The organism is Marinobacter sp. NP-4(2019), from assembly GCF_003994855.1.
Lineage (GTDB): Bacteria > Pseudomonadota > Gammaproteobacteria > Pseudomonadales > Oleiphilaceae > Marinobacter.
The window spans coordinates 283,927-296,983 of sequence record NZ_CP034142.1; the positions used below are offsets into that span (position 1 = coordinate 283,927).

The window sequence follows — 13,057 nt, forward strand, 5'->3', positions numbered from 1 at the left end:
TCAGATGTCATTAGGTGAACCCGCAATCGGTGTTGCCAGGTATGGGAAGGCGGTTCTCAGCTCCGTTGGGTCCAGCTGTACACCGTCGGTGTACTCCAGGTCACCATCGGGAGCGTCGGCGGGATCCGCCAGCACGCCCATGGCAACGCGAAGCGAAATGTCGACGGTGTCGTCAACCGGGCGGCGGCCATTGGGGAAACCTGCGTTATCCCCGCCGAGGACACCCAGGTCGTTCTGCGCGCCGGCGGCAGTGGTGGCAATGCTCGGGTTAAGCCGCAACATTTCTGAAGCGGTGACGCCATCGGGACTGTTCAGATCCGGAACACCGGTCAGGAAGGCGGTGATCAGGTCGTTCCGCGGGAAGTTGTTGGGGGCTGTCACACCAAAGAGAATCTCCAACAACTCGGGCAGTGTCGGGTTGGTCACATAGGTCAGGAACTGGCCATCATCCTTGGGCTCGCTGGCGTTAAACCGATCCTTGTCCTTCAGGCCGATAACCACCTCGTTGACCAGCGGCATACCCAGCCGTGAAACCTGGGTGTAGGCACCGCCTTCCACCGTTGCACCCTTGCCATTGGCGCTTGGCGCCGGATTCAGCACACGTGCCTGACGTACGCTGGCGGTGGTCCAACCTCCGATGACCGGGTCACCCGAGGCAGTCTGGGCACTGCCGGTCAGGCAGGCAGTGGGCACTTCCAGTGCAAAGGAGGTGGTATTCTTGTCGGCCAGATCCCCCGCGCCTTCACCATTGCGCGGACCGAGTGGGTTGGTGTTGACCAGGTCGAAGATTTCACCCAGGTTCACCGCAAATGCTTCCTTGCGCTGACCTACGAAAACCCGGCCCTCGGTACCGCATCCGGGAATCGCAATGTCAAAGATGTGCTGGTTGGCATAGGCTTCGTAGTCAGCGAAGGATTTTCCACCTATGTTATCCAGTGGCTTGGCGAACGTTTCCGTGCCGGTGGTCGCGTTGGTGGCCATCTGGCGTGTGCCGGTGCGCCGATCGCCACGAATAACGGTGACGGTGTACTCCTGTCGCATCTGCACGTTGGCATTGTCGGTGGCGTCGCCAATGTTCTTCAGCGGCACAGAAACCATTTCGCCTCCAACATCCAGTTGAATGTCGTTGAGAACATCCTGCATCTGGAACTGGAAGGTGATGTCCTCCCGGGCGTTGCCGGAGTTATCGATATGAATCTCGTAGATGGCGTCCTCGTCCAGGTCGAAGTAGTTGGGACCGCCGTACGCGTCCTGAAGCGGAAGGTAGTTGGCGATCAGGGTGACAAAATTTTCCCGACCGCTTTCGTAGCTTCGGAACATGTAAAAGTCGGTGCCATCAACCTTGGGAACTTCGGTGATGAACGGCGCCTCGCGGTGGCTGGAGGCAGAGGCTGTGCCTGCTGTCAGACAGATTCCGGCAATCGCGAGGGCGAGGCCGGAGCGTTTAATTACTGTGTTCATTCCGTTTTCCTCATCTATTGTTGGTGTTGCATACGGAGAAACGGTACGGCTTAAAAAAAAGATGCAGGTCACAAAGAAAAAATTGAGTGGGCCTAACCGGACGCGGGTGCATCCTGACCGGACGGGGAAACGTAGTAGGCAATAGGTCAGTGGAAGAACACGGTGCGGAGAACGCAATGATAAACACAGAAGTAGAACAGGAAGAGCTGATGACGCTGCTGGTGGCGGTTGCCCGTAACGATCGTCAGGCGTTTCAGCGACTGTACGAGAAGATTGCAGCACGAATGTTCGGCTTGTGCTTCAAGCTGGCGGGACATCAGGAACTGGCAGAGGAAGCCTTGCAGGATGCGTTTGTGCAGATCTGGCATCATGCCGGGGAGTATCACAGTGATCGGGGGACACCATTGAGCTGGATGTTGACCATTGCCCGCTACCGCACCCTCGATTTGATGAGGGCCCGCGCCGTGCGAAAAACCGCCGGAGACGAATACCTGGAGCAGGTGGAGGATCCCCGCAGCGGTCCCCTGGACCATTCGTTACGACGTGCCGGTGCAGAACAGCTGACTGGCTGCCTTGACGAACTGAGCGATGTCCAGCGAGACAGTATCCTGTTGTCCTACTACCGGGGGTTCACCCATGACGAACTGGCCCAGGCGCTGAGTTCGCCTATTGGCACCGTCAAAAGCTGGATCCGCCGTGGTTTGATGGCGTTGAAGAGGTGCCTGGAACGATGAAAAAGACGCCGGAAAGAATCGAAAGTCTCGCCGCTGAGTATGTCCTTGGCTCGTTGAAGGGCAAAGCGAGAAACCGCTTTGAACGCTGGATGATGGAGTCGGGGCGGGTCCGGCAGGAAGTCTGGTACTGGGAGGAAAAGCTCGGGCAATTGGGTGATCGGGTGCCGGAGCGGGAGCCGCCGGAATCCGTGTGGCTGGCGATCCAGCAGCGGCTCTGGCCCCAGGAAACGAAACGTCCCGCGCCCAGGCAGGCGGCAAACAGAGTCTGGCCAGCCTGGAGCCTGCTCGCGACGGCGGCAGCAGTGGTGCTGGCGGTCATGCTGGTTCAGCAGCCCGCCCCGGAGCCGACGCTGTCCGGTGCGATTGTTCAGGCAGACGTCAGTGATCCGCTGTGGTTGGTGAGTGAATCCGGTCGCGATAACCGTCTGCGGTTGAGGTCTGTGGCCGCAACGTCGGCCGAGGTTGGCAAGGACTACGAGTTGTGGATCGTGCCGGACAATGGCGATCCGCTGTCACTGGGGGTGATTCCGGTGGGGGAGGTGTATCAGGTGGAACTCACGGACGAAGCTCGTGAAACCCTGAGTCAGAGCCGTACTTTGGCTATCAGCCTTGAGCCACGTGGTGGTTCGCCAACCGGCGCGCCAACCGGCCCGATCCTCCATGTTACCAAGCTCTACGAGCTGTGACTCCGGTGAGAGTGGTGCTCAGTTGGATGCCAGCAACGTAATGCACAGCTGGGCGTTCTGGACGAAATGCCCGAACGCCGTCAGTTGTTCGTCCGAAGGCACGTAATCACCGGCGGCGTTGTCGGCGTAAAACAGGCCGACAAGCCGCCCCTTGGCGGTCAGTGGGCCGATCAGCGCCGGCACTTTGCCCAGCCAGCGATCGTAGGGTACGCCGCTGTCACTGGGGCCAGGCCTGAACACGGCACAGCTTGCGTGGGGAATCAGTTTGCCCAGTGGGCCAGTACCATCCCTGGGAATGATAAAGTCCTCGCGCCAGTTTTCCGTGCCGCGTCCGCCGGCCTTCCTGGGGGTCAGGTTCTGGCCGCTCTTGTCGGCCATCAACAAGGCCACCCGTTGCATGCCAATGGCCCGGTGAATGCCCTCGATCACCAGTTGGCAGACCTCGTTGATATCCGGCTTTTCGGTCAGACTCAGGGTCAGGTCCCGCAGGATCTGCAATTGCAGCGCCGGGTCCATGGTTGGTGCCTGGGCTGACTGGCGGTTGTTACCTTCCTGACTGCCGGGCATCAGTGCGGTGACCTGGGGAATGCCCAGGGAAACCGCCACTTTCGCGGCTTCTTCCGCGTTGACCTTGATCTGATCCCGAATGGCGGCAGGCGTCTCGCCGGTGTCTTTGCTCAGGCGTTCCAGCACCTTGTCCATCTCGGCACCGCGCCACCCCTTTTCCGACAGCCGTGCCATGTCCACCGAGTGACGTACCAGGCTGGCAGCCATGGAATTGGCCTGGCCCGGCGAGACTACATCCTTGATGAACGGCCCCAGCGCCCAGGCATCCACCAGGCCCCGGGTGATTTCCGTGAAGGTGCTGTGCAATACCGCTTTCTGAGCGTCCACCGGCGGTTCTTCCAATCGCAACCGCTGCTCCAGTTCGGTGGCCTGCGCGGTTTCGCAGGACCAGAATGCCAGTTCGCCAATGTTCATCAGCAACGCCCCGATGAAGACTTCTTCCAGGGCGTTTTCGTTGCGTCTGGGCATCAGGCAGCGGGCCTGAACGGCGGCATGAATGGCTCTGGCAAGGCATCGCAGCAGGTGGGGCCGGTCATTGCGTTGCAGCAGCGCATCCACAATCAGCGAAGAGATGGCCATGGATTTCACCGAGTCGAAGCCAATCAGGGTGATCGCGCGGCTGACGGTGCTGACCTGGGTTCGGGTCTGGTTGTAGAAAACGGTGTTGGACAGCCTCAGGACTTGGGAGGTGAGTTGGGCGTCATTGAGTATCACGTTGGCCAGTTCATTGACCGTGCTGTTCTTACTGTCGGTCAGTTCGCTGATCCGTTTCAGGCTATTGGCCAATACCGGCAGTTCAACCTTGCTGAGATAACTGACCCATGCCTGGGTAGAGTTCATCCTTGAGGGCGGAGTATCGGTTCTTGTGGTCACGTTATCGGTTCACTCTGGCGCACGCCTCGGGATTGAAAGACTTTTTATTACCCGAGTTTAGCCCAGCGGAGTGCTGGGTGTCGGTAACAGAACGTGTACGGGGATATACCAAGTGCCGTCAATTCGGGTTTGGCCAGGGATTAGGCTATAATGGCCGGTTTTAACACTGCACCCACAAGGCGCTGACAAGGCTGATCCGTGATTGTATTTGACCAGGTCCAGAAGTCATACCAGGTAGGCGGGCGGGCGATCCCTGCGTTGCATCCCACCAGTATGACCATTGAAACCGGCGAGGTGTTTGGCATCGTCGGTCACTCAGGCGCGGGGAAATCCACCCTCGTTCGCCTGATTAACCTGCTGGAGCCGCCCACCGGCGGTCGCATTCTTGTTGATGACGAAAACATCACCGGCTACGACGCCGCCGAACTGCGGGCTTTCCGTCGCAAGGTCGGGATGATCTTCCAGCACTTCAATCTGCTGTCCTCCAAGACCGTGGCAGACAACATTGCCTTTCCGATGAAGCTCGCGGGCATCTACTCCCGCACCGAGATTCGCGAGCGGGTGGAGGAATTGCTGGCCCGGGTCAGCCTGACGGATCACGCCAACAAGTACCCGTCGCAGTTGTCCGGCGGCCAGAAACAGCGAGTGGGTATTGCCCGTGCCCTGGCCTGTCGCCCGACGATCCTGTTGTGCGATGAAGCCACCAGCGCCCTTGATCCCCAGACGACACAATCTGTATTGCGCCTGCTGGCGGACATCAACCGCGAACTGGGGCTGACCATCGTGCTGATCACCCATGAAATGGATGTGGTGCGCCGGGTCTGCGACCGGGTAGCGGTCATGGACGCCGGTGAAGTGGTGGAAATGGGCGCGGTCAGCGACGTGTTTCTCCATCCGCAACATCCCACCACCCGGGACTTCGTGTTCGAGAGCGAAAACATCGACCATGACGAATTGCAGGAAGACCTGCAAAAGGCCAGCGGACGTATCCTGCGCCTGACCTTCCGTGGTGAGTCCACCTACAAGCCCCTGTTGGGTAGCGTGGCGCGGGAATCCGGCGTGGACTTCAGCATCCTCTCCGGCCGCATTGACCACATCAAGGACACACCCTACGGTCAACTGACCCTGTCCCTGGTCGGTGGTGACCTGGACGTGGCGATGAAGGCACTGGAAGCGGCAGAAGTTCACGTGGAGGTGGTGCGCTGATGGAAGGTTTACTGACCAACGTGGACTGGGCCGAAATCGGCATTGCCAGCTGGGATACCCTGGTGATGGTGGGCATGTCGCTGCTGTTCAGCGTACTGATCGGCCTGCCGATCGGCGTGCTGTTGTTCCTGTTCGGCAAGCGCCAGTTGCTGGAGCAGCCGGCGGCCTACGCAGTGTTGTCGTTCGTGGTAAACGTGCTGCGTTCGGTGCCCTTTATTATCCTGCTGATCGTGATGATTCCGTTTACCGTGATGCTGATCGGTACGTCCCTCGGCGTCGCCGGTGCCATTCCACCGCTGGTAGCCGGTGGTGCGCCGTTCTTTGCCCGGCTGGTGGAAACGTCGCTGCGTGAGGTGGATCGTGGCATCATTGAAGCAACCCAGGCGATGGGTGCTAACGTGAGACAGATCATTTTCGGTGCCTTGCTGCCAGAGGCGCTGCCGGGCATTATCGCCGGCATTACCGTAACGGCGATTACACTAGTGTCTTATGCCGCCATGTCTGGTGTCATTGGCGGCGGTGGCCTGGGTGACCTGGCCATCCGTTTCGGTTATCAACGGTTCCAGACCGACGTCATGGTGATTACTGTAGCGCTACTGGTCATTTTCGTTCAGTTGTTGCAAATGGCTGGCGACCGTCTCGTTCTGTATTTCAGCCGGAAGTAAATCGACATAGCCGGATATAGGCACGCGGTCGGCAACACCTTCCGAAAACGTGGAGCGCCAAGGATGGCGCGACCGAGCCCTACATGGACGTATTTACGGGCGTTTTTCGGAAGGTGTTGCCGACCGTGGGCCGTACTCAAAAGCTCAATAAATTGCCCGATAGTCCCACAGGAGAACGTGCTTATGAACTTCAAGAAAACCCTGGTGGCCCTGGCCGCCGTTGCTACTTTCTCTTCTGCTGCCTCAGCAGAAACACTCTCTGTTGCGGCTACCCCGGTGCCCCACGCGGAGATTCTGGAATTTGTGAAGCCGCAGCTGGCCGAGCAGGGTGTCGAGTTGGACGTTAAGGTATTCACCGATTACATCCAACCGAACATTCAGGTGGATCAGAAGCGGATGGACGCCAATTTCTTCCAGCACCAGCCGTACCTGGACGAATTCAATGACGGCCGTGGCACCGATCTGGTCACCGTGACCGGTGTGCACGTGGAGCCATTCGGCGCTTATTCCAGCAAGATCGAATCACTGGATGAGCTGGAAGACGGTGCAGTAGTGGCGATTCCCAACGATCCCACCAACGGCGGTCGTGCGCTGCTACTGTTGCAGAAGGCCGGGCTGATCACTCTTGAAGATGAAAGCAAGATCACCGCCACACCTCGGGATATTGCCGACAATCCGAAAAACCTGGAGTTCAAAGAGCTGGAAGCTGCCACCCTGCCGCGTATCCTGGGGCAGGTGGACGTTGCGCTGATCAACACCAACTACGCGCTGGAAGCGGGCCTGAACCCGTCGGAGGATGCGCTGGTGATTGAGGGTTCCGAATCACCCTACGTCAACATTCTGGTTGCCCGTCCGGACAACAAGGACAGCGACGCCATGCAGAAGCTCGCGAATGCCCTGAAGTCTGACGCGGTGAAGGATTTCATCATGGAGAAGTACGAGGGTGCGGTCGTTCCCGCCTTCTGATACCGCGTTCTCTATAAAAAAATGCCGGGCAAATGCCCGGCATTTTTCGTTATAGACTGCGAATGATCAGTCACCGCTCCAGTTGGAGGTGGGATCCGGCGTCATCCGCAGATAGGACCTTACCGCCCTGTGGCCCTGGGGGAAACGCTCCTTGATTTCGTCCTCGTCCTGCAACGACGGCACGATGACCACATCGCTGCCGCTTTCCCAGTTGCCCGGGGTTGCCACCTTGTGATTGTCGGTCAGTTGCAGCGAGTCAACGACCCTTAGTATCTCGTTGAAGTTACGACCGGTGCTCGCCGGGTAGGTGATGATCAGCCTTACCTTCTTGGCGGGGTCGATGACGAACAACGAACGCACGGTCAGGGTCTCATTGGCATTGGGGTGGATCATGTCATACAGGTCGGACACTTTCCGGTCATGGTCTGCGATGATCGGAAAGTTCACGGAACAGCCCTGGGTTTCGTTGATGTCCTTGATCCACTCATGGTGTGACTCAACCGGATCCACGCTCAGGGCAATGACCTTGACGTTGCGCTTTGCGAACTCGTCTTTAAGCTTGGCGGTCAGGCCCAGTTCGGTGGTGCAAACCGGTGTAAAGTCCGCAGGATGAGAAAACAGGATGCCCCAGCTGTCGCCGAGCCAGTCGTAAAAACGGATCTTGCCTTCGGTGGAGTCCTGTTCGAAATCCGGTGCGGTATCTCCCAGACGTAAACTCATAGCGTAACCTCCTTCGGTGAAGCTTATGACAACAGTATAGTCACTGAAGCACTGGATCAATTGTTGACGCCGAGTGCCTTCTCTTTCTCGAAGTGTTCACGGGTCAGTTTGAACACAATCGGGCTTAGGAACAGCAATGCAATCAGGTTGGGCAGGGCCATCATCGCGTTAAGCGTGTCTGCCAGCAACCAGATGAAGCCCAGGTTGATGGTGGCGCCAACCGGAATGGCAAGTATCCACAGCACACGGTACGGCACGATGGCTTTGACGCCAAACAGGAACTCAACGCATCGCTCCCCGTAGAACGACCAGCCGAGAATGGTGGTAAAAGCAAAGATGGCGAGCGCGATGGCTACCACGTAGTTACCAAAGCCAGGCAGGCCACCTTCGAATGCCAGTGAGGTGAGGGCCGCGCCGGTTTCGCCGGATGTCCAGGCACCGGAGGTGATGATAACCAGGCCAGTGATGCTGCAAACAATGATGGTATCGATGAAGGTGCCCAGCATGGCCACCATACCCTGGGTCACCGGGTTTTTGGTCTGTGCGGCGGCGTGGGCGATTGGTGCGGAGCCGAGGCCGGCTTCGTTGGAAAAGATGCCGCGGGCGACACCAAAGCGAATGGCCGCCCACACGGCTGCGCCGGCAAAACCACCCTCGGCGGCAACCGGGCTGAAAGCATGCTTGAAGACCAGCGCAAAAGCCGTGGGAATCTGATCAGCATTGACCGCCAGGGCGATCAGGCCGACAAATATATAAGAAATGGCCATTAGCGGAACCAGGGAACTGGCCACATGACCGATACGCTTGATGCCACCAATCAGCACCATGCCCACCAGAACCATGAGGATCACCCCGGTCATCCAGTGAGGCAGGCCGAAATTGGCGTTCAGCACGTCCGCGACGGAGTTGGCCTGTACCGTGTTGCCAATACCGAAGCCGGCAATGGCGGCAAAGATGGCAAACAGCACACCCAGCCATGCCCACTTACTGCCCAACCCGTTACGGATGTAATACATCGGACCACCGACGTGTGCTCCGCGCTCGTCCACTTCCCGGAAGCGAACCGCAAGAACCGCTTCGGAGTACTTGGTGGCCATGCCCACCAGGGCGGTCAGCCACATCCAGAACAGGGCGCCGGGACCACCGAGAAAGACGGCGGTGGCAACACCCGCGATGTTACCGGTGCCTACGGTGGCGGACAGGGCGGTCATCAATGCCTGGAAAGGCGGGATCTCGCCATCGCTTTCCGCGCCGGAACGGCCTTTCCACATCAGCCTGAAACCCGCACCGAGTTTGAGCACCGGCATCAGTTTCAAGCCAAGACTGAGGAAAAGCCCCACGCCGAGGATCATGACCAGCATGGGAGGGCCCCAGACCAGTCCGTTTACTGCACTTACAAAGTTTTCAATGGCTTCCATGGGGATCTCCCTGTGTTGTTGCCAAAGACGGTTTTATGGTTTTCACCCTTGTAAGGGTATAACTGATTGAGTTTAGTCGGATATTCCTGTCTGTAAACCGCCTGGTCAGGGAATTTGCCGGTTGAACACCGGGGAATGTCATCAAAGTGATTGGATTTCACTGCATTTGCGGTACTGTTTGATAAGCAATCCGGCTTGTTTATGAGGAAGACCGATGTCCCAAAGCGCTGTCGCACAGGCGAATCCGGAAACCGGACCCGCCAGCTCCCATGCTGTGAATCATCGATTTGTCGATGCCAACGGGCTGTCGTTCTGCGTGGAAACACGGGGCGATCCCGAGGGGGAGCCGGTGTTGTTCATTATGGGGCTGGGCGCCCAGATGACACTGTGGCCGGAGGCCCTGCTGGACCGATACGTGGATGAGGGGTATCACGTGATCCGCTTTGATAATCGTGATATTGGCCTGTCCTCGCACCTGAAGGATCGGCTGGAGGGCCATCCGGTGGCAATGATGGCGCGTTCCCGGGTCGGGCTGTCGATTCCTGCCCCCTACACCCTGAAAGACATGGCGGCGGATGCGGTTAGCGTCCTGGACGCCCTTGGTTTGCCAAGCGCACACCTGGTTGGGGTATCCATGGGCGGCATGATCAGTCAGTTGGTGTCTTCACTGTGGCCGGAGCGGGTGCGCAGTGCCACCCTGATCATGACGTCGACCAACAGTCCGCGGCTGCCGATGCCCAAACCCAGGCTGATCTGGCGACTGGCCGGTGTCGGTGCCAGGGGACACGACGAAGCATCGGTGGTGGCCCGCTCCCTGGATTTCTGGAAACTGATCCAGAGCCCGGCATTCCCACCGGCGGAGGATGAAGTTCGTGAGCGATTGATCCGGGAATACCGCCGCAGCTACCATCCGGCGGGTATCCTGCGTCAGACCCGGGCGATTCTGGCCACGGGCAGCCTGTCGTCCCTGAGCCGGCGGATTCGGGTGCCGACGGCGATTATTCATGGCAAGGCCGATCCACTGGTACGACCGGTGTCTGCGCAGCAGTTGAAATACCTGATTCCCCATGCCCGCCTGGAATTGATCGATGGTATGGGGCATGACCTGCCAGCTCCCCTGCTGGAACGCTTTGCGGCCATAAGCCTGTCGGTGATGCGTGCTCCCTCCTGATACCGGAACCTGCCTCGAGGAGAGTATTCACAATATCCTCTCCTTTGTGTTTTCACTTTTCGCCCCCATTGCCTATGGTTATAGGAGAACGTGTCGGTTCTGCGACGTTACTTCGGAACGATAACTGCGGGGGTGACCCATGCGCTCATTAAAAGCTTCTGATGTCATGTGGAATCACATCGAACCGATTCGATGTGGTGAGCCCTTAACCCGGGTCGTGAAGGCGCTTCTGAGGAATCACGTTACCGGTTTGCCCGTAGTGGATGAGCACCGCAAGGTCATCGGGTTTATCTCGGAGCAGGACTGCATCCACGCATTACTGGTCAGCAGCTACCATTGCGAGGGAGATCCCATCGTGGATGACGTGATGTTCCGCGAACCAGTGACGATCTCCCCGGAAATGGCCATGGTGGACCTGGCTCAGAATCTGGGTGCGGGCAAACCCAAGGTCTATCCGGTGGTGGATCATGGGCGCCTGGTCGGTATCGTGACTCGCTCCGCCATACTGGCTGAATTGGCCAGGTCCGGTTGTGGCATCGAATTACCAAAATACGCTGAAGCGGAAGACTGATCAGCGTTTGCACCCTTAACCGAGGTCATCATGGAACTGCTATCCACCAACGTTTGTTTCGATGGTGAACACCGTCGTTACCGTCATACCTCGGCAGCCCTGGGCTGTACCATGGAGTTTGCCGTTTACCTGCCGCCGCTGGCGGTCAGCCATAATCCTCGCCCGGTCCCGGTGCTTTACTGGTTGTCGGGACTGACCTGTAACGACCAGAATTTCATGCAGAAAGCGGGGGCGCAGAAGCATGCGGCCAAGCTGGGCATGGCGATCGTCTGTCCGGACACCAGTCCGCGCGGGCTGGGGCTTCCCGGTGAAGACGACAGCTATGACTTCGGCACGGGTGCCGGCTTTTACATCAATGCGACGGAACAGCCGTGGGCACCGCATTACCGGATGTATGACTATGTGGTGAAAGAACTGCCGCAGTTGGTGGAAAGCGAGCTGCCGGTGACCGACAAACGCGCCATAAGTGGCCATTCCATGGGTGGTCATGGGGCCCTGATCTGCGCCCTGAAAAATCCTGGGCGTTATGCATCGGTGTCAGCATTTGCACCCATCGCCAATCCCACGGAATGTCCCTGGGGGCAAAAAGCGTTCACCGGATACCTGGGCAACGACAGGAGTCGCTGGGAAGAATGGGATGCGACGCTGTTGATTCCGACCGCACGGGAACGACTGCCGCTTCTGGTTGATCAGGGCACCTCCGACGAGTTTCTGGATAGCCAGCTGAACCCGGATGTATTGGCCGATGCCTGTGAGAAAATGCATCACCACATCAATCTGAGAATGCACAGGGGCTACGATCACAGCTACTTCTTCATTGCCTCGTTTATTGATGATCATCTGGATCACCATGCCGAGGCCCTGGGTCTGAAGTAGACGGCTGTTTCTAGTGCCAGTCCCAGATCAGGCTGAAATCCATGGAGGGCATGATGTCGGGCTGCTCCACAGCGCGGATGTTGAACTCGAGCAGGCTGCAGTCCCGCTCAAACGTTCCGCTGTAACGGTTGCCCCGTGGGCTGATAATGGCTTTGACAAAGGGACCCAGGTGGCGGACAGGGCGTTGGGTCACGACACCCACCTCATTATTGGCGAGCCGCACCAGGGTGCCGGGCGGATACTCTGTCAGTACCGCCAGTAGAGCCCTTGGGATGGCCGGACGTAACTGACCGTCGGTCAGACTGGCGACCAGTTTGCGGGCATCGGTAATGGTCATCCGCTCCCGATAGGCCCGTTTGGTGATCATTGCCACATAGCGTTCAGCCAACGCGAGTATTTCCGCTTCCGCCCGAATTTCAGTACCGCTGAGCCCTTTCGGATATCCGGAGCCGTCCGATTGCTCATGATGTTGCGCAATGATGTCGAACAGGGCCGGATTTCGGATGCCAGCAGCATACAGGGCGTTGACACTGCGTTGAGGATGCTTGCGTATGACCGCGCGTTGTTCTCCATTGAGGATTTTGCGGGAAGCGTTTAACTGATCGGCTACAGGCACCAGCGCCAGGTTGGCGACCAGGGCCGCGCTGGTGAGCAGGCTAGTGCGTTTGTTATCCAGTCCGAATGTCTGCCCGGTGAAGTGGCAGAGAATGGCGTAGAACAGAACCTGTTCGTGAATGGTGGGTTCGACGGAATACAGATGGATCAATGCCAGAGAGGCATCCGGCGCTTCGTCGCAGGTTTTCTCAATCAGACGGGTCAGGCCGAGCAGGCGCTTTTCTGCGCTGTCGTCACCAGAGGTGATGGCGTTCAGGGTCGCTTCCAGAGTCTGTAACAGTACCGGATAATCGGCAAAAGGATTACGCTGACGAGTATCCTCGAGGATTTCCTCCTGTTCACGCTCAATCTTGCGGGGGTGGAACAATCCCCGGTCAAACAGCTGCTCAAGCTGCATGTCATTCTGGATAACGTAGCCTTGGCGCAACAGCACGTTACCTTCAACGTCATATACCGTCCATGGCAGGGGTTTACCCACCACCAGGGCGCCGGGTGCGATACGGACAAGATTCGACACGGGTTGATTTC

Annotated in this window: 13 protein-coding genes; 8 read left to right on the forward strand and 5 right to left on the reverse strand. The window is 58.2% G+C overall.

Annotation, left to right across the window (positions count from 1 at the left end):
- On the reverse strand, nucleotides 1-1,461 hold the full coding sequence (locus tag EHN06_RS01275; protein ID WP_127329450.1) for a DUF4331 domain-containing protein: 1,461 nt from the start codon (nucleotides 1,459-1,461) through the stop codon (nucleotides 1-3).
- A gap of 176 nt (nucleotides 1,462-1,637) precedes the next feature.
- Between EHN06_RS01275 and EHN06_RS01280 the strand changes: the two genes are divergently transcribed.
- Both EHN06_RS01280 and EHN06_RS01285 read left to right on the forward strand, forming a co-directional pair.
- Nucleotides 1,638-2,195, forward strand: a complete 558-nt coding sequence (locus tag EHN06_RS01280) for a sigma-70 family RNA polymerase sigma factor (RefSeq protein ID WP_127329452.1) — start codon at nucleotides 1,638-1,640, stop codon at nucleotides 2,193-2,195.
- A complete protein-coding gene (locus EHN06_RS01285) occupies nucleotides 2,192-2,881 on the forward strand; it encodes an anti-sigma factor domain-containing protein (RefSeq protein WP_127329454.1) in 690 nt (229 codons plus the stop codon). The genes EHN06_RS01280 and EHN06_RS01285 overlap by 4 nt, the downstream gene beginning before the upstream one ends.
- Nucleotides 2,882-2,899: 18 nt before the next feature.
- On the opposite strand, the gene EHN06_RS01290 is transcribed toward EHN06_RS01285, so the two are convergent.
- Entirely contained in the window at nucleotides 2,900-4,321 is a 1,422-nt protein-coding gene (locus tag EHN06_RS01290; protein WP_228257381.1) for an HDOD domain-containing protein, read from the reverse strand.
- A gap of 198 nt (nucleotides 4,322-4,519) precedes the next feature.
- Here EHN06_RS01290 and EHN06_RS01295 point away from each other — a divergent pair, with 198 nt between their 5' ends.
- The 3 genes from EHN06_RS01295 to EHN06_RS01305 all read left to right on the forward strand — a co-directional run bounded on the left by EHN06_RS01295 (nucleotide 4,520) and on the right by EHN06_RS01305 (nucleotide 7,158).
- Nucleotides 4,520-5,527, forward strand: a complete 1,008-nt coding sequence (locus tag EHN06_RS01295) for a methionine ABC transporter ATP-binding protein (RefSeq protein WP_127329456.1) — start codon at nucleotides 4,520-4,522, stop codon at nucleotides 5,525-5,527.
- Nucleotides 5,527-6,192 carry a methionine ABC transporter permease gene (locus tag EHN06_RS01300; RefSeq protein ID WP_127329458.1) on the forward strand — a complete coding sequence of 222 codons (666 nt, stop codon included), beginning with the start codon at nucleotides 5,527-5,529 and terminating at the stop codon, nucleotides 6,190-6,192. Before EHN06_RS01295 ends, EHN06_RS01300 begins: the two co-directional genes overlap by 1 nt.
- A gap of 183 nt (nucleotides 6,193-6,375) precedes the next feature.
- Entirely contained in the window at nucleotides 6,376-7,158 is a 783-nt protein-coding gene (locus EHN06_RS01305) for a MetQ/NlpA family ABC transporter substrate-binding protein (protein ID WP_127329460.1), read from the forward strand.
- A gap of 66 nt (nucleotides 7,159-7,224) precedes the next feature.
- On the opposite strand, the gene EHN06_RS01310 is transcribed toward EHN06_RS01305, so the two are convergent.
- Together EHN06_RS01310 and EHN06_RS01315 are read right to left on the reverse strand one after the other, a co-directional pair.
- Nucleotides 7,225-7,878, reverse strand: coding sequence for a peroxiredoxin (locus tag EHN06_RS01310; RefSeq protein ID WP_127329462.1), 654 nt, complete (start codon nucleotides 7,876-7,878; stop codon nucleotides 7,225-7,227).
- Nucleotides 7,879-7,934: 56 nt separating this feature from the next.
- The gene (locus EHN06_RS01315) at nucleotides 7,935-9,296 is read right to left on the reverse strand and encodes an alanine/glycine:cation symporter family protein (protein WP_127329464.1); all 1,362 of its coding nucleotides are present in this window, start codon (nucleotides 9,294-9,296) and stop codon (nucleotides 7,935-7,937) included.
- 214 nt (nucleotides 9,297-9,510) lie between these two features.
- Here EHN06_RS01315 and EHN06_RS01320 point away from each other — a divergent pair, with 214 nt between their 5' ends.
- The 3 genes from EHN06_RS01320 to fghA all read left to right on the forward strand — a co-directional run bounded on the left by EHN06_RS01320 (nucleotide 9,511) and on the right by fghA (nucleotide 11,914).
- On the forward strand, nucleotides 9,511-10,467 hold the full coding sequence (locus EHN06_RS01320) for an alpha/beta fold hydrolase (RefSeq protein ID WP_127329466.1): 957 nt from the start codon (nucleotides 9,511-9,513) through the stop codon (nucleotides 10,465-10,467).
- A gap of 139 nt (nucleotides 10,468-10,606) precedes the next feature.
- Nucleotides 10,607-11,038, forward strand: a complete 432-nt coding sequence (locus EHN06_RS01325; protein WP_127329468.1) for a CBS domain-containing protein — start codon at nucleotides 10,607-10,609, stop codon at nucleotides 11,036-11,038.
- A gap of 30 nt (nucleotides 11,039-11,068) precedes the next feature.
- Nucleotides 11,069-11,914 (forward strand): S-formylglutathione hydrolase, encoded by an 846-nt coding sequence (fghA, locus tag EHN06_RS01330; RefSeq protein ID WP_127329470.1) that lies wholly within the window; start codon nucleotides 11,069-11,071, stop codon nucleotides 11,912-11,914.
- Between the two features lie 10 nt (nucleotides 11,915-11,924).
- Here the strand turns inward: fghA and EHN06_RS01335 are convergent, their stop codons facing one another.
- Nucleotides 11,925-13,046, reverse strand: a complete 1,122-nt coding sequence (locus tag EHN06_RS01335; RefSeq protein ID WP_127329472.1) for an HD-GYP domain-containing protein — start codon at nucleotides 13,044-13,046, stop codon at nucleotides 11,925-11,927.
- Between the last annotated feature and the right edge of the window lie 11 nt (nucleotides 13,047-13,057).

Bases quoted from the DNA above. Each gene is read 5' to 3' on its own strand.
- EHN06_RS01280 (WP_127329452.1), top strand. From the start codon at position 1,638: ATGATAAACACAGAAGTAGAACAGGAAGAGCTGATGACGCTGCTGGTG.
- EHN06_RS01310 (WP_127329462.1), bottom strand. From the start codon at position 7,878: ATGAGTTTACGTCTGGGAGATACCGCACCGGATTTCGAACAGGACTCC.
- EHN06_RS01305 (WP_127329460.1), top strand. From the start codon at position 6,376: ATGAACTTCAAGAAAACCCTGGTGGCCCTGGCCGCCGTTGCTACTTTC.
- EHN06_RS01315 (WP_127329464.1), bottom strand. From the start codon at position 9,296: ATGGAAGCCATTGAAAACTTTGTAAGTGCAGTAAACGGACTGGTCTGG.
- EHN06_RS01325 (WP_127329468.1), top strand. From the start codon at position 10,607: ATGCGCTCATTAAAAGCTTCTGATGTCATGTGGAATCACATCGAACCG.
- EHN06_RS01275 (WP_127329450.1), bottom strand. From the start codon at position 1,461: ATGAACACAGTAATTAAACGCTCCGGCCTCGCCCTCGCGATTGCCGGA.
- fghA (WP_127329470.1), top strand. From the start codon at position 11,069: ATGGAACTGCTATCCACCAACGTTTGTTTCGATGGTGAACACCGTCGT.
- EHN06_RS01320 (WP_127329466.1), top strand. From the start codon at position 9,511: ATGTCCCAAAGCGCTGTCGCACAGGCGAATCCGGAAACCGGACCCGCC.
- EHN06_RS01300 (WP_127329458.1), top strand. From the start codon at position 5,527: ATGGAAGGTTTACTGACCAACGTGGACTGGGCCGAAATCGGCATTGCC.
- EHN06_RS01285 (WP_127329454.1), top strand. From the start codon at position 2,192: ATGAAAAAGACGCCGGAAAGAATCGAAAGTCTCGCCGCTGAGTATGTC.